Origin of the sequence: Mesorhizobium sp. ISC11 (genome assembly GCF_037162595.1) — a bacterium.
Lineage (GTDB): Bacteria > Pseudomonadota > Alphaproteobacteria > Rhizobiales > Rhizobiaceae > Mesorhizobium > Mesorhizobium ciceri.
Genome location: NZ_JAVSPW010000001.1, coordinates 3,974,964 through 4,000,489, shown reverse-complemented (window position 1 = coordinate 4,000,489; position 25,526 = coordinate 3,974,964). Strand labels below are relative to the sequence as shown.

Below are 25,526 nucleotides of genomic sequence, written 5' to 3'. Positions count from 1 at the left end.
GGCGCTGGGTATGGGGCGTTGAAGCCGGTTCAAGACCCGGCTGAGTTTTGGCTCGGATAAGTAAATGGAATGACCATTCTCCGCTTCAGTCGACCGAAATCGACAATGCGCTTGCCTATTCGCCGAGCCTCGGCTTTGACCCTCGCTATGGCTGTCTTTCTGCGTTTCCCGGTCCCGGCGGGTGCGGCGCACTGGATATCCCGCTTTTCTCTGAGCAGGCTTGGCAATTGGAGCGCCCTGTCGCCAAGGAACTGATCTTGCGCGCAGAGCGCAGGAACAAGCTGATAGATCGTCTCGCCTCGCAAAACCGAAAACTCGGGGTTGAAGACAAGGTCGTCGACAGCGATGCCGATCTCCTCGGTGGCCTTGATCAGGTCGAGCGCGGTTTGCCTGGAGATGATGTAGCCGGCGGTTCCTATATGTCCGGCGTCGAGTTTGGATGTGGAAAAGCCGTGACCGATGGCAATGCGCTTGCGTCGGATCACGGTCTTACAGAAGTAGCTTTCGAGCTTGACGACTTCGGCATCGGCTGGGATCCAGTCGCTGTCGCGAAGCAATGCGCCGGCTTTTGCGGCAAAGACGATGTCGTCCTCGAAAATCGCCCCGTAGCGGGCGTCGCCTTGCGCGATGACAGCCCAGCAGGCCCGGTGACTGAGCAGGCAGGCGATCTCGCCGTCAGTCAATGGCAGCCTGTTCCGATATCCGACATTTTGCGGCAGCTGGTCCAGCTCCGGCCGGTCGCGTGCGTCTATGGCCTGAACGCGTTCGAATGCAACGCCGATGCGGGCAAACTCCGCCGTCACACGGGCAAGGCGATCGGGAGACCGATCGAGATTGATGACCAGACGCTTCATTACCGAAGAAAATCCCCACCCCCGCGACGCTCGCGCTTTCTAGCAGGCCTGGTGTTGCCGCGTGAGACTTTTTCTGGGGTGGATGGACGCGCCGTGGACCGGAGAAGAAAAGTCGAAACAGCCCTTGACCTTCCAGTTACTGGAAGCCCTATCTCCACGTCACACACCGATCCATCAAGGCATTTTCGAATGACGCATTCAGATCACGATCATCACGCGCACGGTAGCTGCTGCTCGACAAAAGGCTCCGTGCCCACCACGAAGAGCGTCGTCCGCGACCCGGTCTGCGGCATGACTGTCGATCCGGCGGCTGGCAAGCCGACGGCCGAGCATGATGGCCATCTCTATCATTTCTGCAGCCAGGGCTGCCGCACGAAATTCGTCGCCGAACCGGAAAAATTCCTGACCGCCACCGATCCGGTCTGCGGCATGAGCGTCAACCGCGCGACAGCCAGGTACTTTGCCCGCCATGAAGGCCGGGGCTTCTATTTCTGCTCGGCCGCTTGCCAGGCGAAATTCGAGGCGGAGCCGCAAAAATATCTCGGCGGCAGGCCAGCACCGCAGCCGATGCCCAAGGGCACGCAATACACCTGCCCGATGCACCCGGAGATCGTCCGCGACAAGCCCGGATCCTGCCCGAAATGCGGCATGGCGCTGGAGCCGATGGGCATACCAACGGGTGACGAGGGTCCCAATCCGGAACTGGTCGATTTCACCAGGCGATTCTGGGTCAGTGCCGCTCTATCCGTTCCTTTGCTGGTCATCGCCATGGCGCCGATGCTTGGCCTGACTTTCCAGGCTTTTGTCGACGAGCGGACGAAGGTCTGGCTTGAGCTGGCATTGGCCAGCCCCGTCGTGTTGTGGGCGGCACTGCCTTTCTTCCACCGCGGCTGGAATTCGCTCGTCAACCGCAGCCCCAACATGTGGACGCTGATCTCGCTCGGCGTCGGCGCCGCCTATCTCTACAGCGTCGTCGCCACGCTGTTTCCGGATATCTTTCCGCATCAGTTCCGCGGCCATGGCGGTGCGGTGCCGGTTTATTTCGAGGCTGCCGCCGTCATCGTCGCGCTGGTCTTCCTTGGCCAGGTGCTGGAGCTGCGCGCCCGTGAAAAGACCGGCTCGGCGATCCGCGCCTTGCTCGATCTCGCACCGAAGACAGCGCGGCTGATCGCCGCCGATGGTTCCGAAAACGACGTGCCCCTCGCCGCCGTCAAGGCCGGCGATCGCCTGCGCATACGCCCCGGTGACGCCGTGCCGGTCGATGGCACGGTGCTGGAAGGACGGTCCTCGCTCGACGAATCGATGATCACGGGCGAGCCGTTGCCGGTCGAGAAGGTCGAGGGCGATGCGCTGACCGGCGGCACGCTCAACAAGAATGGTGCGCTGATCATGCGCGCTGAGAAGGTCGGCGCCGAGACGACGCTGGCGCGCATCGTCGAGCTCGTCGCCAAGGCGCAGCGCTCGCGCGCCCCGATCCAAGGGTTGGCTGATCGCGTTTCTTTCTACTTTGTCCCGGCCGTCGTCCTTGTCGCGATTGTCGCCTTCATCGCCTGGGCCGTGTTTGGACCCGAGCCCAGCCTGATCTTTGCCATCGTCTCGGCGGTGTCGGTGCTGATCATCGCTTGTCCCTGTGCGCTCGGCCTGGCGACGCCGATGTCGATCATGACCGCCACCGGGCGCGGGGCGCATGCCGGCGTGCTGATCAAGGAAGCCGCAGCACTCGAACGCTTCGCTTCCGTCGACACGCTGATCGTCGACAAAACGGGGACGCTGACCGAAGGCCGGCCGAAGCTGACCGATGTCGTCACGGCAAACGGCTTCTCCGAAGACGAATTGCTGGCGCTTGCCGCGGGCCTGGAGAAAGGCTCGGAGCATCCGCTGGCTGAAGCCATCGTCGACGGCGCCGCTACGCGCGGCGTGACCGTTGCAGAGGCCAGCGGCTTCGAGGCGGTCACCGGGAAGGGTGTGTCCGGTTCGGTCTCGGGAAAGACGGTCGCGCTCGGGAACGCCGCGATGATGGCCGACCTTGGCGTCGACATCGCATCCATCTCGGCCAAGGCCGAGGCGTTGCAACTCGAAGGCAAGACGGCGATGTTCGTCGCTGTCGACAAAAAACTGGCCGGCATCGTCGCCGTCGCCGACCCTATCAAGACAACGACGGCCGAGGCGATCAAGGCGCTGCATGAAAGCGGCTTGCGGATCGTCATGGCGACCGGCGACAATGAACGCACGGCCAACGCGATCGCCAGAAGCCTCGGCATCGACGAGGTCCGCGCCGGCCTGCTGCCGGAACAGAAGGCAGCCCTTGTCGAGGAACTGCGCGCAAAAGGCACCGGCGTTGCCATGGCCGGCGACGGCGTCAACGATGCACCGGCCCTTGCCGCCGCCGATGTCGGCATCGCCATGGGCACCGGCGCCGATGTCGCCGTCGAAAGCGCCGGCATCACCTTGGTCAAAGGCGACCTCAACGGCATCGTGCGGGCGCGCACGCTGGCTCAGGCGACGATCCGCAACATCCGCCAGAACCTGTTCTTTGCCTTCCTCTACAACGTGCTTGGCGTGCCGGTCGCCGCCGGCGTGCTCTATCCGCTCACCGGCACGCTTCTGTCGCCGATGCTGGCAGCGGCGGCGATGAGCCTGTCCTCGGTGTCGGTGATCGCAAACGCATTGCGGCTGAGAACATTGAAACTCTGATCCAAGCCCCCAAATACGAAACCCATCCACAGGAGACCATGTATGACCTTCGCCAAAAAACTCGTGCTGCTGCTGATGGCGGCCGGAATGCTGGTTGCCGTCTTCCTCGAAAGCGTTCCGGCGCAGAGCGAAGAGATGAAACACGACATGGGCGCCATGGCGACGGACGCGACCAGTCCTTCGACGGAAGGCTACAAGGCGGCGATGGACAAGATGCATGCCGACATGATGGCGTCCGACTACACCGGCAATGCCGACGTCGATTTCGTCAGAGGCATGATCCCGCACCATCAGGGTGCGATCGACATGGCCAAGGTTGAACTTGCCAATGGCAAGGACCCGGAAATCCGCAAGCTGGCCGAAGGCGTCATCGCCGCGCAGGAAGCAGAGATCAAGCAGATGCAGGCCTGGCTCGCCGCCCATCCGGTGAAGTAAGTCTTCAGCCATCGCCAGCGCGGCGAGAACGCCTCTGGATTTATCGCCCAGCCTGTGATGCGATCCGGCCCCAACTGGAGCCCGCCATGCCGACCATCAGAACCACCAAACTGTCCTCCGGCGAAGCCGTTCAGGTGCTTGGCCAGGGCACATGGAAGATGGGCGAAGATTCCCGTCGCCGCGCCGATGAGGTGAATGCCCTCAAGCTCGGCCTCGACCTCGGCATCACGTTGATCGACACCGCCGAAATGTATGCCAGCGGCGGTGCCGAGGAGGTGGTGGCCGAAGCCATTGCCGGGCGCCGCGACGAGACCTTCCTGGTCTCGAAAGTGCTACCGTCGAACGCCTCGCGCGCGGGCGTGCAGCGGGCCTGCGAAAACAGCCTGAAACGCCTGCGCACCGACCGCATCGATCTCTATCTCTTGCATTGGCCCGGCAGCGTGCCATTGACGGAAACCGTCGCGGCCTTCGAGGCCCTGAAAAAGGCCGGCAAGATCCGCCACTGGGGCGTCAGCAATTTCGACACCGACGAGATGGAAGAGCTGATCGGCCTGCCCGATGGCGGCAATGTCCAGACCAACCAGGTGCTCTACAATTTGGTCCGGCGTGGCCTCGAATTCGATCTGGCGCCCTGGAGCCGGCAGCGCGGCATCCCCTTGATGGCCTATTCGCCGGTCGAGCAGGGTGCGTTGGCGCGCAATGCCAGGCTCGAAGCCATTGCCGGGCGCCACAATGCGACCCCAGCGCAAATCGCCCTGGCCTGGGTGATGCATCAGGAGGGCGTCATCGCCATCCCGAAGGCCAGCAGCGAGGAGCATGTCCGCCAGAATGTCGCTGCGCTCGACATCAAGCTTGCGCCGCAGGACATCGCCGATCTCGACCGCGCCTTCCCGCCACCAGCGCGCAAGCGCGGGTTGGAGATGATTTAGAGATGATCCCAAGAGGCGGGGCCGGTTCTCGGAAGAGATATCCGCTCAATGAGACGTAAAGGTCTCGCTCATGGCGCGGGTTTCCGAGGGAGCGTTTAGACCATGCTGTTACTGATCCATTTTTCGCGGCATCCAATGCAAAATTGCAAATATAACCTGGAGGCGTATTGATTATTTTACGAGCGGCGGAGATCTTTAAATATTACATAAAAGTAATCAAAATTTGTAATTTTCGATGGAATCTAGGAATGCGCTTTCTGCATCCGGCAATTCATCAAGCATATGAAAATTCATCGGCTGCGGTGCGTCCACAATCAATAGACCTTTGACTTCAGGGGGCTTCGGCAGTTTTAAATTCTTCGCTATAGCGTCTGCGCGGTCCCGCAGATATTTTACCCTGCGGATGTGACGCAGCATTTTGTCCGGCTTGGTACCCCCTTTGGAGGTGGGAACGGTGCGACCACGATATTCCGACATTCTTGCCGCCACCTCGGTTTCAGTCCGGCAAAGCCGCAAGTTTTTTGCCTCGATTACAAAAACCCGCTCGCGATCGGCAGAGATCGCAAAAACGTCGACATCACCAAATTCTGGTGCAACCTTCTGATTGAGGATCGCGGACAATTTACTTCGAGACTGTGCGTCTAGCCCAAGTTCGCGCAGCCGTTGCGCCACAGACTCCTCAAAAATTTCTCCGGCAACGCGCCCTTGCTCACCTGCGTAGCTTCGAGCTCGATCTGATTCCCAGAACGCATTGTTGAGGTTTCCCTCCATCAATCCAGAAATTGAGAACATAGCGGAATCCGAAACTAGTACTGGCGACATGAGTACCAGAGGGTCCGTCTGATTATCGTCCAACATTAGGAGCGGACGATTGATTAGTGAGAACGGTCGATCGAAACGTCCAAGGTCAATATCGGCATCTGGCAATCCGGCAGTCCAAGAGGTTCGCCTTTGTAGGGTAAGACGCTTTAGCAAAGGCAGAGGATCAGCCCTTGGAAAGGCTTCACTATTGGCAAGAATCTCGGCAAGTTCCGAATGTTTTGCAGGGATGATGCTAAGTTCACTCAATTCTGCAAGCTGGGTAAGCGCAAACTGCAAATCGATAAACGCTTCGGTGGGAACCCCATACTCCGCTTCGACCGCGGACCTAAGAGCAGCGTTCCATCCCACTCGCTCATCAATGGGTCTCCAATTGTCCTGCTCCTTTTTCTTGAGATATTCATCAGAAGCAAAGTTCAGGTTTTTGTTGGTTGCCCAGACAGCCCCTGGTTCCAATAGCTTGCTGAAAATAGCTCTCTCGGTCAGGATATCGCCGGCTGGACTCAGCGTGATTTTTGGAGGGATCAGTCCAGCACGTATGGCTGAAAAGAGCTGACTGTTACCTATAAGCAGAAGGACTTTTGCGTACAGTTCCTCCATGTCAGCCCTACTAGGTTCGACGCCGCCATCCTCTGGTGCTTCGCAAGCACCAATTTCGAGTATGGCTTTCGCCGCGCGCAGAACAGAATTTATCTCATTCTGTCGCTTAAAGGCCGTTTGATTGGCCTGATCGCCGCGAATGGCTCTCAATGCCCGTATGGTTCCCCGCCATCTTGCCTGCTCTCGTCTGGCGGCTTGGTAGTCGTGCGCTGCCCTGGTGACTAAGCCTAGTCGATTGAAGCTGCGAATGTCTTTGATAATGGAGCTCAGAATTTCTTGCTTGTACTCGGCGAGAAATTCCCTGCACTGGTCTTCACCATCGATCTGCGATCCCTCTGAGCGGTCTCGAAATTCCCAGACCGACTGACATTTTACGAGCGAAGATGCAGAGAACGGAATTCGTTTGAATGGCCGGATAAGCTGATGCCCCGCAAGCCGATCAAGAGGAGTCTTTGCCTCGAATGCATGGAGCCATCGCCAGTCCTTGGTACCCACGATTTCCGTTATGATCCGAGCAAAATCGGCTTTGGCTATGGGCTCTCCAGTCGTTTCACTCAGCAATTCGACAACCGAAGCGGTCAGCGCAACTTCTGCAACATTCTCAGGAAACTGTAAGAAGGGTAGCCAGTTGTCCAGGATTTCGACTGCGCCGCCGCTACCGTCAGCAGCGCGACGAATTGCAATGGTGTTCCCTGGTCCGCCATCAGGTAGCCCTGGTGCTATCCGCTCGAACGCATCGGATTTCGGTATCTCCAAGACCACGCGCATCGGTCGTTTTGGAAAGCTGTTGGGGAATCGCTCAATTAGAAGCGCTCCGATTGTGCCTACCCATTGCAGAACGGCGTTCCAGATTTGATAGCGCCATTCTCGGCTTTCGCCCTCGTCAGTATTAGACTCGATCCACCAAGTGCGCCCAGCGATAGTCACGGCACCCGACAAGCGGCCTTCATTCACATCGTCAACACTCGCATAGATAGGAGGCGTTCCGTCTTTCCCAGGTTCCGTTCTCTGAACCACTCGGTGTTCATTGTTAAGAGCTTCCAGGGCTCGATAATCGCGGCGGGTAATTCCCTCTATCCGTGGCTTGAGAAGCTCGTCCGTACCCATACCAATCATTGTCGGGGGTGTAATGTCGGTGAACTGCTCGGGGATCAAATTGCCATCTGTCGTCCGGAAAAAGCCGAACAGATTGAGAAGACCGTTTGGATTCATGAACGAGTATCCGTCGGCCTCTAGGCGATCCTGCTGTTCAAGCAACCTGAGAATATCAGTAAGGTTGCCGCCGTCACATGCACCAAGCACCGCCGCGTCGGCGAAGCTGAGCGGTATGAGTTGCCAGTTTTTTGGAGCCTCATCCCGTTTGATAGGCGGCGCAAAGCTGTGAGGCGCGCCCCATCCGGTCAGAAGCAATACCGTTGCGCTTTTTCGGCAATCCCCTTGCTTCTCGAGAAAGCGCCAGAAACGGGAGATATCATCCGCGATGAATTGGTTGGTTTCCTCCGAAAGCGGCCGAACTGTCGCAAATCCGGCCCTCGGGAATCCTTCGAACGTGGTCGGTATCTGCAAGACGTGCAAATAGCGGCCTTCATCATACTGAGTGACCATACCGCGCAGAGAATGTTTAATGGGCGCAGACAAATTTAGGCGCGTTGTGGGCCAGAATGCTGTCGCTTCCGCATGAATCTCTTGCCGACGCATGAGAGCAAACTGTAATTGTTGCGCCATGCCACCATTGAGCGCGGTGTTGACGAGGACGCTTCTTACGGCGATCGAGATATTGTTCGGACTGACAACCAACACTTCGCCACGAAGCGATAGGATCGGATGAAGCTCCAAAGGCGTGTTCCCGACCTCGCCGTCGCTGACAAAGCGAAATAGGTCCGGATCCAACACAAAGGGTATGAGGGAGTCGGCGTCAATTCCAAGGTGCCTTAAGTCTTCGTAGGTAAATCGCACACGCTGGGCGAATTCAGCTATCACAGCATCTTCTGGCAGCTGAATATTTGCAAAGGTGCTACCTCCAGAAATTGTATCCCGATTGACTTGGGCTCTCTCGGCCATGGCATCGCTTAGGGTCAAAAGTGCATGCACGGCCTGTAATGCATCGCGTTTCGGCGACGCGTCGGGGAGCGTTTCAAATGCTTCAATCAGCGTCTGGGTGTATGCTGTCGCCTGTTCCCATTGCCCAGGAAAAATTCGAAAGGTGCCTTGCTTTGTAGCAATCAGATCGCAAAGCAAATCCTCGTTTGGGTCCTCCAATCGGTTTACGCCCGCTTGCGACAAACCTTCATTTAGGGCCAGTTCGAAATCGCTGGAAGTGGGCTTGTGATCGCCATTTGACTTGCTCAGAACAAGTCTTTGGAGCCAGTCGAGCCTTATCCCGTTCGCGTGAAAGTCTGGAACAGTGCATAGGGCAGACAGAACGGCGGCGGCATGCTGCTTATCCCATTTTGCGATTTTCCACAGCTCAACATTCTCCGCAACGAACACACTATCGGGTATGTCGGGCGGCATCATTCTCGCAAATATTTCTTCTAAATTTAGCTCCGGAATTTGTGCTTCCATCGTTGTCTCTATTGGGTACGAGAGGCCTGAAAATGAAGCTAAGGCTTCCCCGCCATCCCCTTCAGCCTATACAGCGCCTCAAGCGCCTCCCGTGGCGTCATCTCGTCTGGATTGATCTCGCCGAGCGCCATACCCAGCGCGTCGCTCTTGATCGGCTTCGGCGCTTCTCGCTTCACCGCCACCGAAAACAATGGAAGATCGTCGACCAGCCGGTTGGTCTTGCCCGAAACTTCGCCCTCTTCCAGTTGGTGCAGCACTTCCTTGGCCCGGTCGACCACCGCTTCCGGCAGGCCGGCCAGCCGCGCCACCTGCACGCCGTAGGAGCGGTCGGCGGCACCCTTGCCGACCTCGTGCAGGAAGACGACGTCGTTTTCCCATTCCTTGACCCGCATGGTGACGTTGGAGAGACGCGCCAGCTTGCCGGCCAGCGAGGTCATTTCGTGGAAATGGGTGGCGAAGATTGCCCGGCAGCGGTTCTTCTCATGCAGATATTCGACCGCGGCCCAGGCGATCGACAGGCCATCGAAAGTGGCGGTGCCGCGGCCGATCTCGTCGAGGATCACCAGTGCGCGCTCGCCGGCCTGGTTGAGGATCGCTGCCGTCTCGACCATCTCGACCATGAAGGTCGAGCGGCCGCGCGCCAGATCGTCCGAGGCGCCGACACGCGAGAACAGCCGGTCGACGACGCCGATATGGGCCGATGTCGCCGGCACGAACGAGCCGGTCTGGGCCAGGATGGCGATCAGCGCGTTTTGCCGCAGGAATGTCGACTTGCCGCCCATGTTCGGGCCGGTCAAAAGCCAGATCGCGCCGTTCCGGGCAGCTCCCTCCGGCGACAGGTCGCAATCATTGGCGACGAACGGGCCTTCGCCGGAGCGGCGCAAGGCCTGTTCGACCACCGGATGCCGCCCGCCCGTAATCTCGAAGGCAAGGCTCGAATCCACCACCGGCCGGCACCAGGCTTCGCTTTCCGACAGAAGCGCGAGCGCCGCGGAGACATCGAGCACGGCCAGCGCATCGGCGCCGGCACGGATCTTCTCCGCTTCGCCGACCGCTTCCGTCGTCAGCGCCTCGAAGGCGGCCAGTTCGATGTTGAGCGCCCGGTCGGCGGCATTGGCGATCTTGGTCTCGAGCTCGGCAAGCTCGGTCGTGGTAAAGCGCATGGCGTTGGCCATGGTCTGGCGGTGGATGAAGCGCGCCTTGGCGCCATCGCTGCTGGTCATCACCGCATGATGGTTGGCGGTCACCTCGATATAGTAGCCAAGCACATTGTTGTGCCGGATTTTCAGCGAGCGGATGCCGGTCTCGTCGATCAGCGAGCGTTCCAGCCCGGCGATCACCTTTCGCGATTCGTCGCGCAGCGCCCGCATCTCGTCGAGATCGGCATGGTAGCCGCCACGAACGAAGCCGCCGTCGCGCTTGAGCAGCGGCAGTTCGTCGCCAAGTGCCTGCATCAGATGCTGCGAAAGCGCTTGGGGCAGTGCATGGATGGCGGCCAATGCCGCCGCAAGTTCCGGGGGCAGGGCGGTGGCGGCAAAGATTTCGGCGATCGCGCCTGCAGCCTCGAAGCCGGCGCGCAGCGCGCCGAGGTCGCGCGGCCCACCCCGGTTGAGCGCCAGCCTGGACAGCGCGCGGGGCATGTCGGCAACGCTCTTCAGGCTCGACCGCACCGCCTGGCAAAGTCGCGTTTCGGAACGGAAGAACGACACTGAGTCCAGCCTGGCGCCGATCGCCGCCGGGTCGGTCAGCGGCGCCATCAGCCGGTCGGCGAGCAGCCTTGCGCCGCCGCCGGTCACCGTGCGGTCGATCGCCTTGAACAGCGAGCCTTCACGGCTGCCCGACAACGTGCGCAGCAGTTCCAGATTGCCGCGTGTCGCCGGATCGATGAACAGGGTCGAACCCTGCTCCTCGCGTTCGGGCCGCGACAGCGGCGGGCGCTCCGCTTTCTGCGTCTTCTCGACATAGGCAATGGCGCCCGAGATCGCCGACAGTTCGGCGCGCGAAAAGGCGCCAAAACTGTCCGGCGTCGCCACATCGAAGAAGCGGGCGATGCGCCCTGTCGCGGACGCCGAATCGAACAGTGACGGTGGTTGCGGGCTGGCGACGCGGCCGAGCACGTCGAACACCGGCTTCAGCTCCGGATCGTGGAACACTGGCTCGGCAACGATCAACTCACGCGGATCAACACGGAAGATGTCAGCCAAAAGCCGGTCGGCGGTGGTGTCGGTGACGCGGAAGGCGCCGGTCGAGATGTCGATCCAGGCCAGCGCAAAGGAGTGGTCCGCTCCGCCTTTCACCCGCCCCAGCGCCATCAGGAAGCTCGATTCCGACGGCGCCAGCAATTTGTCCTCGGTGATGGTGCCTGGTGTCACCAGCCGCACCACATCGCGGCGCACCACCGATTTGCCGCCGCGTTTCTTCGCCTCGGCCGGATCCTCGATCTGTTCGCAGACGGCAACGCGGAAACCCTGGCCGATCAGCTTCTGCAGATAGTCGTCAGCAGCATGCACCGGCACGCCGCACATCGGAATGTCGAGCCCTTGATACTTGCCGCGCTTGGTCAAGACGATGCCCAGCGCCCGGCTCGCCTTCTCGGCATCGTCGAAGAACAGCTCGTAGAAATCGCCCATGCGGTAGAACAGCAGCGAATCCGGGTTTGCCGCCTTGATCTCAATGAATTGCTCGATCATCGGCGTGGCGCCGGCGTGGGCGGTCGGCACCGGCGTCATCGCCTCGGGGGCGTCTGGCTCGTTCGGGCTGTGCATGTTCATGCGCCGCACGCTAGCAGATGTGATCGCGCGGTTTAATGCCGGGGCTTCGAAAAACAGGGGACGACCGGGACGGCAGGATGCCCGCAATCGCGCGTACCAACCGCGATTCCGCACGCTGGCGGTTTACACGCGGCGGCGCGTGGTCTTAATTCGGTCCGACACAAAGCACCCGCTTCAACGAGGTGCTGCACCGGTGAGGAAATCAAGTACATCATGGCCAGGAAAACCGAGAACAGCGGTCCGTCCGTCAGTGCGCAGGAAGCGCTCGAATTCCACGCCATGGGTCGGCCGGGCAAGCTGGAGGTCGTCGCCACCAAGCCCATGGCAACGCAGCGCGACCTCAGCCTCGCCTATTCGCCTGGTGTCGCGGTTCCGGTTCTGGCCATCGCCGAAGACCCCTCGCGCGCCTTCGATTACACGACGCGCGGCAATATGGTCGCCGTCATCTCCAATGGCACGGCTATCCTCGGTCTCGGCAATCTCGGCGCGCTGGCCTCCAAGCCGGTGATGGAGGGCAAGGCGGTGCTGTTCAAGCGCTTCGCCGATGTCGATTCCATCGACCTCGAGGTCGACACCGAGGACGCCGACGAGTTCATCAACTGCGTGCGTTTCCTCGGGCCCTCCTTCGGCGGCATCAATCTCGAGGACATCAAGGCGCCGGAATGCTTCATCATCGAGCAGCGGCTGCGCGAATTGATGGACATTCCGGTCTTCCATGACGACCAGCACGGTACCGCGATCATCTCCGCCGCCGGCCTGATCAACGCGCTGGAGATCACCGGCCGTGACATGAAGACCACGAAAATGGTCTGCAACGGCGCCGGCGCGGCCGGCATCGCCTGCATCGAGCTGATGAAGGCGATGGGCTTTTCGCCCGAAAACATCACCTTGTGCGACACCAAGGGCGTGGTTTTCCAGGGCCGCACCGAAGGCATGAACCAGTGGAAATCGGCGCATGCGGTCAAGACCGAGGCGCGCAGCCTCGCCGAGGCGCTCGACGGCGCCGACGTCTTCCTCGGCCTCTCCGCCAAGGGCGCGCTGACCACCGCCATGGTGCAGTCGATGGCCAAGAACCCGATCATCTTCGCCATGGCCAATCCCGACCCGGAAATCACGCCGGAGGAGGTCGCCGAAATCCGCACAGACGCCATCATGGCCACAGGGCGTTCCGATTATCCCAATCAGGTCAACAACGTGCTCGGCTTCCCCTATATCTTCCGCGGCGCGCTGGATGTCAGGGCAACCACCATCAATGACGACATGAAGATCGCCGCCGCCCAGGCGCTGGCGGCACTGGCGCGCCAGGACGTGCCCGACGACGTCGCCGCCGCCTATCAGGGCAATCGACCGAAATTCGGCCCCAACTACATCATCCCGGTGCCGTTCGACCCGCGCCTGATCTCGGCCATTCCGATTGCGGTCGCCAAGGCGGCGATGGATTCAGGCGTCGCCCGCAAGCCGATCCTTGACCTCGACCGTTACGCGCAGGAACTGTCGGCCCGCCGCGACCCGATCGCCTCGACCCTGCAGCGCATCTACGACCGCGTGCGCCGCCAGCCCAAGCGCATCGTCTTCGCCGAGGGCGAGGAGGAACAGGTCATGCGCGCCGCCGTCTCCTATGTGAACCAGAAGCTCGGCACCGCCATCCTGCTCGGCCGCGACGACGTCATCAAGGAAAACGCCAAGCACGCCGGCATCGACTTGAACAAGCAAGGCATCGAGATCATCAATGCAAGGCTGTCGCGCCGCAACGGCATCTACACCGACTACCTCTACGAGCGCATGCAGCGCAAAGGCTTCCTGTTTCGCGACTGCCAGCGGCTGATCAACAACGATCGCAACCACTTTGCCGCCTGCATGGTGGCGCTGGGTGACGCCGACGGCATCGTCACCGGCGTCACCCGCAACTATTCGACCGCGCTCGACGACATCCGCCGCGTCATCGACGCCAAGCCCGGCCACCGCGTCATCGGCGTCTCGATCGTGCTGGCGCGGGGCAAGACCGTGCTGGTCGCCGACACCGCCGTGCACGATATGCCGAACGCCGAGCAGATCGCCGACATCGCCGAGGAGGCGGCAGGCTTTGCCCGCCGCATGGGTTATGAGCCGAGGCTCGCCATGCTCGCCTATTCCACCTTTGGCCATCCGCAGGGCGAACGCTCCGAGCGCGTCCAGGAAGCCGTGCGCATCCTCGACAAGCGCCGCGTCGATTTCGAATATGACGGCGAAATGGCCGCCGACGTCGCCCTCAACGCCCGCGCCATGGCGCAATACCCGTTCATCCGCCTGACCGGCCCGGCCAATGTGCTGATCATGCCGGCGTTCCACTCGGCCTCGATTTCGACCAAGATGCTGCAGGAACTCGGCGGCTCGACGGTGATCGGGCCGCTGCTGGTCGGCCTGAACAAGCCGGTTCAGATCGTGTCGCTGAATGCCAAGGACAGCGATATCGTCAACATGGCGGCGATCGCGGCGTACACGGCGGGGACTTGAGGGGCTGGCCTCAGCGGTGAGTCCGCGCCGCCTTCAGCCCGGCGCGAATACGCGCGCGGCCTCGACGACCTCGTCCACCTGATCCTGCCGCAGCAAGTCGATCGGGACGCGGCCGTCGAGCTGCGCCGAGGGCCGCGTCAGCCACAGCCATGCGAGCCTCGGATTGGTGATCAGGGATAGCACGTCGCGAATGCCTGCAACCGGCCGGCCGTCGACGAACTGCGCCAGCGGGAAGACATGTTTGCGGCCGCCCTTGCGCAAGGCGATGACCTCACCCCGCCGCTGCCAGCGGTGCAGGGTCGAGCGGGCGATGCGCAGATGCTCTTCCAGATAGGTCGAGCCGGCGACGCGGCCGGCCCAGTCCTCGATCAGCATCGATTCGAGATCGTCGGACTTTGGCAGCGAAGGAGGCTCGACATCGGCCAACGGGGTCGTCGGCGGATTTGTCACGCCGGCAATACCGGCTTCGCTGCGGCGCGCGGCTTCCGCCGCCAGCGCGCGCACGAATTTCGACGCCAGGCCGGGCAGGTCGGCATGGATGGCGTCGATGGCGCGCCGGTGCTTCGGTGACAGCAAGGTGACGGCGGACGCTATGCTGCCGGCGATCTTGCCGACCGAGACCATGGTGGGCTTGTTGATGGCCTCGTCATAGTGGGCAAGTGCACGTTCGACGTCTTCCGCGACCATCTCCGCGAAGTCGTCCTGCTTGAGGCCCTGGATTTGAAATCTGTTCATGCATCTGTCTTCTGGCCGCGCGCTCCCCCTCAGCTGCGGCCGATTGTTGAACTTCTAGTGCGGAAAACGGAAATCGCGGCGGCAACCGGTCCGGCCGCCCGACAGCATGCTGTCCAGCATTTCTTGACACCCCAACTGACTGAGGGCGCACCGAAATGTCAGTCGCGGGACGCCCAGATTGCGTGTAGGTGCGATGTATGACAACTGCGCGACGGTGAGGGGCGGCAGCTTGACGGTTGTTAAAGCAATCCCGCCTGCTCAGCCTCGCGGCGCAGATTCTGCCGGGGCCTGGGGCCGATCTGCTGGATCACCAATCCGGCCGCCAGTGAGCCAAGGTCGCCGCAGGTTTGCAGGTCGCGGCCTTGCGTGTAGCCATGCAGGAAGCCGGCGGCATAGAGATCGCCGGCGCCCGTCGTGTCGACCAGTTCCTTGATGGCGGTCGCCTTGATCACCACCGTCTCGTCGCCGCGCACGATCACGGAGCCTTTTTCCGAGCGGGTCACGGCGGCGATCCGGCAATCCTTGCGGATCTGCGCCAGCGCCTCGTCGAACGAGGATGTCTGGTAGAGCGATTTGATCTCGTGGCTGTTGGCAAAGACGATGTCGACCGTGCCCGAACGCATCAGCTCGAGGAATTCGTCGCGGTAGCGGTCGACGCAGAACGAATCCGACAGCGTCATCGACACTTCGCGGCCTGCCGCGTGCGCCAGCTTCGCCGTCTGGCGGATTGCCTCCTTGGCGCGCGGCGGGTCCCACAGATAGCCTTCGAAATAGGTGACCTTGGCGCCAGAAGCCTTGTCGGCCTCGACATCCTCCGGCCCAAGCTCGACGCAGGCGCCGAGATAGGTGTTCATCGAACGCTCGCCGTCAGGGGTGACGAAGATCATCGACCGCGCCGTCGGCGGCTCGCCCTTGAGCGGCGTGGTGTCGAAGGCGACGCCCTGTGCATGGATGTCGTGCGCGTAGATTTCGCCCAGCGCATCGTTGGAGACCTTGCCGAAGAAGGCGGCGCGGCCGCCGAAGCTGGCGACGCCGGCCGCCGTGTTGCCGGCGCTGCCGCCGGACGCCTCGATCGCCGGGCCCATGCGGCTGTAGAGCAGTTCGGCGCGTTGTGTGTCGATGAGGTTCATCGCGCCCTTGATGATGCCGTTGGTCTCGAGGAATTCCTCGTCGCACTGGGCGATGATGTCGACAATGGCATTGCCGATGCAAAGCACGTCATAATCCGGCATCAAAATCTCCGCCAAAAACCCGAGCCGGCTTCTTGCCACGCCGGCCCGGCGCGGGTCTAGCGATTTGAAACCGGTTTGCCTAGGGCGTGACACGCAACTTTGGCGGAACAGGCAAAGGCGCATCAGCCACGAGGCGCTATGACAATTCGACCGTGGCCGAAGCATTTCATCGCCGCACCGCCTATAAGCCTGGATCAGACGATCCCGCTTCGAAGGCGAGCCAGCCCCCAATGTCTACAAAAAGCATGTCGACGAAGAACGAGCCTGCAAAAAACGATCTGACCACCGACCTGGTACTGCTCGTCGTGCTGGCAGTGCTCTGGGGCGCCTCCTACACCTTCATCAAGATCGGCGTCGAAACCATCCCGCCGGTCACCTTCATTGCCGCCCGCACCCTGATCGCTGGCGGCATCCTGTTGGCCATCATCCGCTGGCGCGGGCTCGCCTTGCCGGGCGACGCTGCAAGCTGGCGCCGCTTCGCCTTCCAGGCCTGCCTCAACAGCGTTATTCCGTTCACCCTGATCGCCGCGGCCGAACGCTCGGTCGATGCCGGCCTCGCCACCATCCTCAACGCGACCTCACCGATCTTCACCTTCCTCTTGACCGCGCTCATCACCCGCCACGAGCCGGTCACCTTGCGCAAACTGATCGGTGTGGGCGCCGGCATTGCCGGCATCTGCCTTATTATCGGCACGCAGGCGCTGGGTGGCCTCGGTCATGAATTGTGGGCGCAATTGGCAATCGTCGCTGCGACGGTCTGCTATGCCGGGGCCGCCATTTTCGGCCGCGGTTTCAAGGGCCTCGACCCAATGCTACCGGCCGCCGGTTCCATGCTGTGCGGCGCCGTCATCCTCGTGCCGCTCAGTCTGGTGTTCGACCAGCCGTGGACGCTGGCGCCATCGACCGCGTCGATCCTGGCCCTGCTCGGCCTGTCGGTCTTTTCCACCGCGCTGGCCTTCGTTATCTATTTCCGCCTCATCCACACGCTGGGTTCGGTCGGCACCACCTCGCAGGCCTATCTGCGCGTGCCGATCGGCGTCGGCATCGGCGCTCTCTTCCTCGGCGAAAGTCTTGGTTCGACGGCATGGCTGGGCATGGGTTTTGTCGTGGCCGGGGTCGCTGCCATGACCATCCCGGTTCGAAAGCCGGCATTTGCGCGGTAAACGCCAGCCCGCTTGTGCTCATGGCCTGCGCTGCCTATCTCGGAAGCATCCGCCTTTTAGGCGGCGTCCGCTAACCGGGGGTGTGACAAGGTGATTTTCGACGCTGCCCGCGCTGCGGCCCTCGAGCTGATTTCGCCTCCCTTCCGGGCCGTGTTCGTCAAGACGCTGGGCTTGACCGTGCTGGCACTGGTGGCTCTGTGGTTCGGCCTGACGAGCCTCGTCGAGTGGCTGGCGCTGCCGTGGCTGGAGACGCTGTTGCCCGGCATGCCGTCCTGGGCCGGGTGGCTCGGCGGCATCATCGCGGCAATAGCGCTTGCCTTCGGCATGGCGTTGCTCATCGCGCCGGTGACGGCTGTTGTCGCCGGCCTGTTCCTCGACGATATCGCCGAAGTGGTCGAGCGCACCGACTACCCCGGCGATCCGACCGGCCGCGCCATGCCGGCGCTGCGCTCGCTGGTGCTGTCGGCGCGATTCCTCGGTGTCGTCATTCTTGGCAACATCGTCGCGCTGCTGCTTCTCTTGGTGCCGGGCGTCAACATAGCCGCCTTCTTCATCGTCAACGGCTATCTGCTCGGGCGCGAGTTCTTCGAATTCGCCGCCATGCGCTTTCGCGGCGAAGACGAGGCCAGGGCCTTGCGCAGGCACTATGCCGGCACAGTGTTTCTCGCCGGGCTGCTCATCGCCGCTTTCCTCGCCGTGCCGTTGCTCAACCTGCTGACGCCGCTGTTCGCCGCCGCCATGATGGTGCATCTGCACAAGGCGATCTCGGTGCGGGAAGTGGCTCGCCCCTCACGCGGCTAGGCATTTTCTTCAGCGCAACAGAAATCCGCGTCCGAGCTCGTCATCGGCCTCGACGATGAATTCGGCCCGCCCGGAATAATAGGCGCGGCCGCCGACGCGGGCGATGATCGCCTCATGCCGTCCAGCCTTCGCCGTCCGCGCCACGGCTCCGGAAAAACGCGAGCCTGCGATGCTCTCGAATGTGCGCGTCTGTCCGATCGCGATCTCGCCCTTGGCATGCATGGCCGCCAGCCTTGCGGTGACGCCGGAACCGGTTGGCGAGCGGTCGACCTCGGCTTCGGCGAAGACGCAGATGTTTTTGGTCACCTCGCCGGAAAATGTGTCGCGGCCATCGGTCAGGATGGTACCGTATAGGAAGGCAAGGTCGCCGTGGTCGGGATGCGACAGCGGAAATTCAGCCTTGAGCCTGTCCGTCAGCCCCGTTGCCGCATCGACGAAATCGCGCATCCGGCTTCTGCCGAATTCGAGCCCGAATTGGTGACAATCGGCCAGCGCGTAGAAGGCGCCGCCATAGGCGACGTCGAAGCCAATCGTGCCGTGGCCCGCCAATTCGATCGCCTGTCCACCGGCGAACAGGAAGGCCGGCACGCTTTCGAACGAAACCGCACCGGCCTTGCCGTCCCTGACCTCGACCGAGGCGACGACCAGCCCGCACGGCGCCTCGATATTGACTGTCGTGACTGGTTCCTGTTTCGCCACCAGCCCTTCATCGATGGCGTAGCGGCCGAGCGCGACGATGGCGTGGCCGCACATCGTCGAATAGCCCTCATTGTGCATGAACAGCACGGCGAGGTCGGCGCCGGGCAGGTCCGGCTCGACCAGCAAGGCGCCATACATGTCGTAATGGCCGCGTGGCTCGAACATCAGGATTTTCCTGAGATGATCGAGATGGTCGCGCACATAGGCGCGCTTTTCCAGGATCGTGCCCTTGGGGATACCGGGATAGCCGCCGGTGACGATCCTTAGCGGCTCGCCGCCAGTATGCATGTCGATCACGGTCAGCGTCATGCGACGGGCCCCATTAATCCGAAGATTTGCCGAAGAGGGCCTGCAATTTGCTGAACGGCATGGCGGCGCGGGTGAAGCCGAAGGTGCCGTCTTGCTGGATTTCGCGTGCCGCCGTTTCCAGCATGCCGTAGGCGAAATTGGTCAGCCACGGCCCGAGCGAGATACGCTTGACGCCGGCCATGGCGAGATCGGCGATGGTAAAACCCGGTACCGCCATGACATTGACCGGCTTGCTGACGGCAGAGCAGAGCGTGCGGATCATCTCGACGTTGCCGATGCCTGGCGCATAGAGTACGTCGGCGCCGGCCTTCTCGAACGCCTGCAGCCGCTTGATCGTGTCGTCGAGGTCGGACTTGCCCCAGAGGAAATTCTCGGCCCGCGCAGTGAAGACGAAATCGCGTTTCAGGGCCCGCGCCGCTTCCACGGCCGCCGCAACGCGTTCGACGGCGTGCGCAAAATCATAGATCGGCTTGTCCGGATCGCCGGTGTGGTCTTCGATCGAGCAGCCGGCAAGGCCGGCAGCTTCCGCCGCGAAGATGGTTTCGGCGGCCTGCTCGGCGCTGTCGCCCTTGCCTTTCTCGAGGTCGGCCGAGACCGGCAGGCTGGTCGCCGCGGTCACTTCGCGGCAATGGTGGATCATCTGGTCGAAGGTCACCGCGCCGTCCGGCAGGCCGCGCGAAAAGGCAAAGCCGGCGCTGGTCGTCGCCAGCGCCGTGAAGCCGAACGAGCCGAGCAGCTTGGTCGTGCCGATATCCCAGGGATTGGGCACGACGAAGGTCGAGGCATGCAGGTCGCGAAAGATCTTGCCCTTGTCCATGGTAGTTCCCCCATCATATGCGGTGTGGCCGAACGGATTTTATCCTGCTCCATCTGGCCGGGCAAACGAATGCGGTTGGTTCAGAAGCGTTTGGCGTTCTCTCCTGCCAATTTGTCCAGCGCGTCGGAATCCTTGGCATAGTGCGACGTTGTCTTGTCCCAATGATAGGTGACGGAGATGTCGTGAGATTCAGGTTTGGGCGGCTGGTCATCGCAGCTTTCGTCGTTCACGACGGTGGCATCGGTCACCGTTACCTTGATCGCCGCATGGCGTCGGCCCTCTGCGATGGCTTTAAAGGCAACGTCCTGCGTCCGGCTATAGGCACACACGTGCTCGTCGAACAAATAGATGATGTCGATCAGCTTCAACTTGTCCCTGGCGACCATAATCAGCGGGACGATCATATAGTTCTGGTTTGAATTGGAATGCGAACTCTCGATCATGAGGATATCATCATTGGCGCCGATGCCGAGCTTGCCGGGTTCGCGGAAATAGGTGCTGCGGTCGAGGGCGACATTGGCGGCGTCGAGCAGCCTTGGTTTGCCCGTAATGTCGTAGAGCGCTAGCACCGCATAGCCTTCTGCGCTGTCTGAGGAATCGCCGAGATCGAACAGCATGGTCAGGCGGTCCTTGCCTCCCGCCTTGATGGCAAGCACGGAGGCATTGGAAAAGCCTGAGGTTTCGGGCGGCGAGCCGCCGCTGTCGGGTCCCTCGATATGGCGCATCGCGATCGGCAGCCCGCCCCTGTAAAAGCCATTCTTGTCGGCGGCGAGGTCTGGAATGATCATCCTGGCGAGGTCGAGATAGGTGATGTCTTTTTGGCCGGGCAGTGGGCTGCCGAGCTCCGGAAGGCTGGCGTCTTGCGCGCCGGCTGCGGTCCACAGCAATGGCAGCAGCATCACGGCGAGGATGAAGCGAAGCAGGTTCGTCGGCATGGTCGCCTCAGGCTGTCGGGCGCGCGGAACGTAGCACAGCCTCCCAACCCGTCCAGTCCGTCAGCCAGCTCAGTGGATCGGCACCAGCCCGGCCAGTTCGCGCATGTCGTCGAACAGGATGCCGCCGGCCTGGATAAGGCCGTCGCGGTCGGAATAGGGATCGGCGTGATAGGAAAACACCCGCATGCCGGCCGCGATGCCGGCCTGCGTGCCAGCGACGCTGTCCTCGATGACGATGCAGTCGGCAGGTGCAAAGCCCACGGTTTTCGCAGCATGCAGGAACAGGTCCGGAAACGGCTTGCCGCGCGCGACCATCGTCGAGGAAAACATCGCGTGTTCGAACAGCGGCAACAGCCCGGTCTGGCCAAGTGTGATGTGCATCTTCGACACCCGGGCCGAGGTGGCGACGCAATAGGCGATCCCGGCTGACCGCACGGCCTCGACGAATTCGCGGACATAAGGGATTGCTTCGACGCCGTGGGCGAACAGGTCTGGCAGGCCGGCGTTCCAGCGATCGACAAAATCGGCGCCAAGCCTGACGCTGGTCTCTTCTTCGATCTCTTTCTGCACCGACGCCATGCTGCGGCCGGAGAAATTCTTGCGGCAATATTCGAAGCTTGTCGGATAGCCGGCAGCGGTCAGCCATTCGGCAAGGCGCCGATTGGCCAGGTTCTCCGTATCGACCAGGATCCCGTCGCAGTCGAAGATGACAAGTTTAGGCAGTTCAGGCATCAGGCGGTGCCGGTCGATCCGAACCCGCCCGCGCCGCGCGCCGTGCCGCCGGCCAGGTTGCGCTCTTCCACGGCGGCTTGCGTCACCGCGGCAAAAACGATCTGGGCGATGCGCATGCCGCGCGTCACGGCAAAGTCCTCGTCGCCGAGATTGACCAGCAGCACCTTGACCTCGCCGCGATAGTCGCTGTCGATGGTGCCGGGCGTGTTGAGGACGGTCAGCCCATGTTTGAAGGCAAGGCCTGAGCGCGGCCGCACCTGGCCTTCCATGCCTTCGGGAATTTCCAGGATCATCCCGGTCGGCACCAGAGCGCGTTTTCCGGGCAGGATCAGCAGCGGCCTGTCGTCGGGCACCGCGGCGCGCAGATCCATGCCGGCAGCACCGGTGCTTTCATAAGCAGGAAGGGGAAGTCCTTCAGCATGCGGCAACCTGACGAAGCCGACGGTCGGACCGATGACGGAGGGAGTTTGAAGGGCTGCGCGCATAAAATCGATCCTATCGGCGCGAACGGCGATTCGGTCAACTCGCCCGCAAGCCTATCAACGGCTTTCTTTCAGGCATCAGTATGGCCTGAGGTGTGTTGAGATTCAGGTCAGGCCGAGTCGAAACCCGTCGTTTGCAGGCCGGCATCACCTGAATATCGACATACCTTAGCGCAATTCCATCGGAACCACCGTCGTCTCCTTGATCTCCTCCATCACGAAAGAGGCGGAAACATCAGACAGCGCCACCTTGGCGATCAGCCGCTGGTAGAGCCGGTCATAGGCCTTCACGTCGGCGACGCGGGCGCGCAGAACGTAGTCGAGGTCGCCGGACATGCGGTAGACGCCGATGATCTCGGGAAAGCCGGTCACTGCCGCCCGGAATCTCTGCAGCCACTCCGGATCGTGGTTGGACGTGCGGATCAGGATGAAGACGGAAAGGCCAAGCCCGAGCTTTTCGGCATCGACCAGCGCCACCCTGCCGGTGATGACACCGGCCTCCTCCAGCCGCTTCACCCGGCGCCAGCAGGCATTGCGCGACAGCGCCACCCGTTCCGACAACTGGTCGACCGACAGCGTGCCGTCGCGTTGCAACTCGGCGAGCAATTTCCGGTCGATTTCGTCAATTTCCAGCGCCATGTGGGATATTTGTCCCATGGATCACCGAAATACAAGGACATTTTGAGACCGATGAACCGGCGAAGCATGTCAGGATACTCATATCAGGAACTTCAAGCGCTGAAGGGGAACCAGCATGTCGGTCGCAAGGATTTTCACCTCTCATCCGGCCAAGGTCGGCGAAACCTATTTCAGCCACATGGGCTTTGCCGCCTGGTTTTCGTCGCGCCTGTTGATGGCGGCGGGCGCCGCGCTCGTTCATGCTTTCTTGCCATTTCTGTTTGAAACTACCGCCAGCCGAATCGTTCGCGAGCTTTACGAGCGGACGCACAACAGAGGCACGCACGCGACCAAGGAGCCTGCGGCTCTTATGGATCGCGCCTAGAGGGCGACAGAAACGATGTGCCGGTGGGCGGCCTATCTGGGTGAAGCGGTCTTTCTCGAAGACATCCTCACGGCGCCCTGTCACTCGCTGATCGCCCAGAGCCATTGTGCTCAGGAAGCGAAATCGCCGACCAATGGCGACGGCTTCGGCCTAGCCTGGTATGGCGACCGCCCGGAGCCGGGTCTCTATCGCGATATCCTGCCGGCCTGGTCCGATCCCAATCTGAAAAGCCTGTGCCGACAGATCAAATCCGGCCTGTTCCTCGCCCATGTGCGGGCGTCGACCGGCGGCGCCACCAGCCGCATGAACTGCCATCCATTCATCTCCGGCAGCTGGTCGTTCATGCACAACGGCCAGATCGGCGGCTTCGAGAAAATCCGCCGCGCGCTGGAGAACTCGCTGTCCGACGCCGTCTTCGACCAGCGCGAAGGCACCACCGATTCCGAACTGTTCTTCCTGCTGATGATCGATGAGGGATTGACCGGCGATCCGCAAGGCGCCGTCTCCCGCGCCACCAGCCGCGTGCTCGAAGCCTCGCGCCGCGCCGGCCTCGAACCGGCGCTGAAGCTCACCGCCGCCTTCTCGGATGGCCAGGCGCTGCACGCGGTGCGCTACGCCACCGACGCTCACGCGCCGACGCTCTACACGTCTGTCCTGCGCAAGGGCGGCGGCCGCTGCATCGTGTCCGAACCGTTCGACCGCGAGGGCGGCGACTGGCAGGCGATCCCGCCGGCGAGTTTTGTCACGATCAGCGGCGATGACATCAGAATTCGCCCGTTTGCTCCGGCGGCGGCGAAGTTCGCGCTGGTGGGGTAGCTGCAAACTGCGGCAACGTCGCGGGACAGCGCCCCTCTGGCCTGCCGGACATCTCCCCCCACAAAGTGGGGAGATTGGCTATTTGCGTGGCCTTCGCCAATCGCCAAGGTTGCTGGAACGAGCCAAACCTGCCGATCTCCCCACTCGTGGGAGAGATGGCCGGCAGGCCAGAGGGGGGCGCCGTAGAGTGCCGACATCAAAGACTATCGGCACAATTTCAATCAAACGCGGCCAACCCTCGAATGCTCCACTCCACTTGAAGTATGCCGTGGATGCTGCCGGCCTATGGCGCTGTCTTCAACCACAGCGGCCATCCAGCCATTTCCATCCCCTGAGGACAGGACAGCACCGGCCTGCCGATCGGCCCGCAACTGGTCGGCAAACGCTGGTCGGAGTCACGACTGCTCGGCAGCGCCAGGGTAATCGAACCACTCACCGGCGGCTTTCGCCGTCCGCCTGCCTATTGAGCGAAGCGCGACAATCCATAAGGGGCAAGTAAGGGGTCGCGCTCGCCGTCGAGAATTTCCCTTGTGGCGAACAGGCCGACGGCCGGCGCCAGCGTGATGCCGGAATGCATGACGGCGACATAGACACCGTCCATGCCCTCAGCGCGGCCGACGATTGGAAAGCCATCGATCGGCGTCGGCCGGTAGCCGACCGTGTGGAAATCGAGTTCCAACCCGTCGCTGTCGCGCAGCATGGCTTTCATGGCCGCAAACAGCGCGTGGGCGGTGGCTTCGGCATCCATGCCCGGGTCGGCGCCGCCAAAATCCGAGCCGGCGATGATGCGACCTTCCGCTGTCTGGCGCATGTGCAGCCGCTCGGCCAGCACCAGCCCGTTGAGCCGCTTTTCGGTGGGCCGCGAATGGACGATCAGGCCGGGCGGCGTTTCGATCGGCAGGTTGATCCCGGCGGTCGCGGCGATCTCCGGCGAGCCGACGCCAGCCGCGATCACCACCTCGTCTGATGCAATCAATCCATGCGATGTGTCGACACCGGTGATCCTGCCGCCGGTCTGGACCAGGGCCGTCACCGTGCTGGAGATGATCTTCGCGCCATGTCGCTCCGCGTCCGCCAACAGCGCGCGCGTGGCAGTCACCGGTTCGGCGACGCCTTCCTCAGCCACATACAGGGCAAAATCCGGAAGCTCGGTGAGATTGGGCTCGATGCGCGCAGCACCGGCGCGGTCGACTTGGCTGATACCATAGCCCCAGGCGGAATGTTCCGTGGCGTAGGCTTCCATGTCGGCCACCGGCAAATCCCAGCACAGGCCGCCGCACCAGCTCAGCGGTAGGCCGGGAAGGTCCCGCGCCAGCCGCGTCCACTCTGCCATCGCGCGGGTGCGCAGCCGGAAATACGGCTCCGGATTGCCCCAGCTGGCATTGATCCAGGCGAACGAGTTCGGCGTCGCCACCCCTCCGGCAGCACTGTCGGCAATCACCGTCACTTGCGCACCCGCTCTGCTCAGATGCCACGCGATGGAGGCGCCGATGATGCCGGCGCCGATGACGATCACTTGTTTCGCCGCAGTCATGCTTGCTCCTCTGCCTCGTCATCCCGAGGGATGTTCATCCAGTGCCACCTCGGCAGCCGCTTGCCAACATCGCGCAGCGCAAAATATGCGGCAATGCACTGGCCGGAG

At 62.1% G+C, this 25,526-nt stretch carries 20 protein-coding genes; 8 read left to right on the top strand and 12 right to left on the bottom strand.

The window, feature by feature from the left end:
- Positions 1-29 precede the first annotated feature (29 nt).
- Positions 30-854, bottom strand: coding sequence for a glycosyltransferase family 25 protein (locus RPF88_RS19470; RefSeq protein WP_064992975.1), 825 nt, complete (start codon positions 852-854; stop codon positions 30-32).
- A gap of 189 nt (positions 855-1,043) precedes the next feature.
- On the opposite strand from RPF88_RS19470, the gene RPF88_RS19465 reads away from it, so the two are divergent.
- From RPF88_RS19465 to RPF88_RS19455, 3 genes are all read left to right on the top strand, one after another.
- Positions 1,044-3,548, top strand: coding sequence for a heavy metal translocating P-type ATPase (locus RPF88_RS19465; RefSeq protein WP_337122972.1), 2,505 nt, complete (start codon positions 1,044-1,046; stop codon positions 3,546-3,548).
- Positions 3,549-3,590: 42 nt separating this feature from the next.
- A complete protein-coding gene (copM, locus tag RPF88_RS19460; RefSeq protein ID WP_013528057.1) occupies positions 3,591-3,983 on the top strand; it encodes a CopM family metallochaperone in 393 nt (130 codons plus the stop codon).
- An 86-nt stretch (positions 3,984-4,069) separates the two neighbouring features.
- Positions 4,070-4,912, top strand: a complete 843-nt coding sequence (locus RPF88_RS19455) for an aldo/keto reductase (RefSeq protein ID WP_063171107.1) — start codon at positions 4,070-4,072, stop codon at positions 4,910-4,912.
- A 216-nt stretch (positions 4,913-5,128) separates the two neighbouring features.
- Here the strand turns inward: RPF88_RS19455 and RPF88_RS19450 are convergent, their stop codons facing one another.
- Positions 5,129-8,896 carry a hypothetical protein gene (locus tag RPF88_RS19450; protein WP_337122970.1) on the bottom strand — a complete coding sequence of 1,256 codons (3,768 nt, stop codon included), beginning with the start codon at positions 8,894-8,896 and terminating at the stop codon, positions 5,129-5,131.
- A 38-nt stretch (positions 8,897-8,934) separates the two neighbouring features.
- Positions 8,935-11,667, bottom strand: a complete 2,733-nt coding sequence (gene mutS / locus RPF88_RS19445; protein WP_337122969.1) for a DNA mismatch repair protein MutS — start codon at positions 11,665-11,667, stop codon at positions 8,935-8,937.
- Positions 11,668-11,880: 213 nt separating this feature from the next.
- Here mutS and RPF88_RS19440 point away from each other — a divergent pair, with 213 nt between their 5' ends.
- Entirely contained in the window at positions 11,881-14,160 is a 2,280-nt protein-coding gene (locus RPF88_RS19440) for an NADP-dependent malic enzyme (RefSeq protein ID WP_337122968.1), read from the top strand.
- A 33-nt stretch (positions 14,161-14,193) separates the two neighbouring features.
- Here RPF88_RS19440 and RPF88_RS19435 read toward each other — a convergent pair whose 3' ends face one another.
- Both RPF88_RS19435 and RPF88_RS19430 read right to left on the bottom strand, forming a co-directional pair.
- Positions 14,194-14,895 (bottom strand): antitoxin Xre/MbcA/ParS-like domain-containing protein, encoded by a 702-nt coding sequence (locus tag RPF88_RS19435; RefSeq protein WP_063169907.1) that lies wholly within the window; start codon positions 14,893-14,895, stop codon positions 14,194-14,196.
- Positions 14,896-15,134: 239 nt separating this feature from the next.
- Positions 15,135-16,127, bottom strand: a complete 993-nt coding sequence (locus tag RPF88_RS19430) for an adenosine kinase (protein ID WP_013528052.1) — start codon at positions 16,125-16,127, stop codon at positions 15,135-15,137.
- Positions 16,128-16,357: 230 nt separating this feature from the next.
- On the opposite strand from RPF88_RS19430, the gene RPF88_RS19425 reads away from it, so the two are divergent.
- On the top strand, positions 16,358-17,290 hold the full coding sequence (locus RPF88_RS19425) for a DMT family transporter (RefSeq protein ID WP_050580561.1): 933 nt from the start codon (positions 16,358-16,360) through the stop codon (positions 17,288-17,290).
- A 90-nt stretch (positions 17,291-17,380) separates the two neighbouring features.
- Positions 17,381-18,091, top strand: coding sequence for a sulfate transporter family protein (locus tag RPF88_RS19420; RefSeq protein WP_337122965.1), 711 nt, complete (start codon positions 17,381-17,383; stop codon positions 18,089-18,091).
- A gap of 9 nt (positions 18,092-18,100) precedes the next feature.
- Here RPF88_RS19420 and RPF88_RS19415 read toward each other — a convergent pair whose 3' ends face one another.
- The 6 genes from RPF88_RS19415 to RPF88_RS19390 all read right to left on the bottom strand — a co-directional run bounded on the left by RPF88_RS19415 (position 18,101) and on the right by RPF88_RS19390 (position 22,704).
- Entirely contained in the window at positions 18,101-19,099 is a 999-nt protein-coding gene (locus RPF88_RS19415) for a proline racemase family protein (RefSeq protein WP_013528049.1), read from the bottom strand.
- Between the two features lie 13 nt (positions 19,100-19,112).
- Entirely contained in the window at positions 19,113-19,916 is an 804-nt protein-coding gene (locus RPF88_RS19410) for an isocitrate lyase/PEP mutase family protein (protein ID WP_024505790.1), read from the bottom strand.
- Positions 19,917-19,996: 80 nt separating this feature from the next.
- Positions 19,997-20,851, bottom strand: a complete 855-nt coding sequence (locus RPF88_RS19405; protein WP_024505789.1) for a hypothetical protein — start codon at positions 20,849-20,851, stop codon at positions 19,997-19,999.
- Positions 20,852-20,920: 69 nt separating this feature from the next.
- Positions 20,921-21,583, bottom strand: coding sequence for an HAD family hydrolase (locus RPF88_RS19400; RefSeq protein ID WP_013528046.1), 663 nt, complete (start codon positions 21,581-21,583; stop codon positions 20,921-20,923).
- Positions 21,583-22,068 (bottom strand): dUTP diphosphatase, encoded by a 486-nt coding sequence (gene dut, locus RPF88_RS19395; protein WP_337122961.1) that lies wholly within the window; start codon positions 22,066-22,068, stop codon positions 21,583-21,585. Before dut ends, RPF88_RS19400 begins: the two co-directional genes overlap by 1 nt.
- A gap of 165 nt (positions 22,069-22,233) precedes the next feature.
- Positions 22,234-22,704 carry an Lrp/AsnC family transcriptional regulator gene (locus tag RPF88_RS19390; protein WP_027163759.1) on the bottom strand — a complete coding sequence of 157 codons (471 nt, stop codon included), beginning with the start codon at positions 22,702-22,704 and terminating at the stop codon, positions 22,234-22,236.
- A 115-nt stretch (positions 22,705-22,819) separates the two neighbouring features.
- On the opposite strand from RPF88_RS19390, the gene RPF88_RS19385 reads away from it, so the two are divergent.
- Positions 22,820-23,068, top strand: a complete 249-nt coding sequence (locus RPF88_RS19385; protein ID WP_013528043.1) for a DUF6356 family protein — start codon at positions 22,820-22,822, stop codon at positions 23,066-23,068.
- A 15-nt stretch (positions 23,069-23,083) separates the two neighbouring features.
- Positions 23,084-23,884, top strand: a complete 801-nt coding sequence (locus RPF88_RS19380) for a class II glutamine amidotransferase (protein ID WP_027163760.1) — start codon at positions 23,084-23,086, stop codon at positions 23,882-23,884.
- Positions 23,885-24,344: 460 nt separating this feature from the next.
- On the opposite strand, the gene RPF88_RS19375 is transcribed toward RPF88_RS19380, so the two are convergent.
- Positions 24,345-25,418, bottom strand: coding sequence for an NAD(P)/FAD-dependent oxidoreductase (locus tag RPF88_RS19375; RefSeq protein WP_024505785.1), 1,074 nt, complete (start codon positions 25,416-25,418; stop codon positions 24,345-24,347).
- Positions 25,419-25,526: the final 108 nt, after the last annotated feature.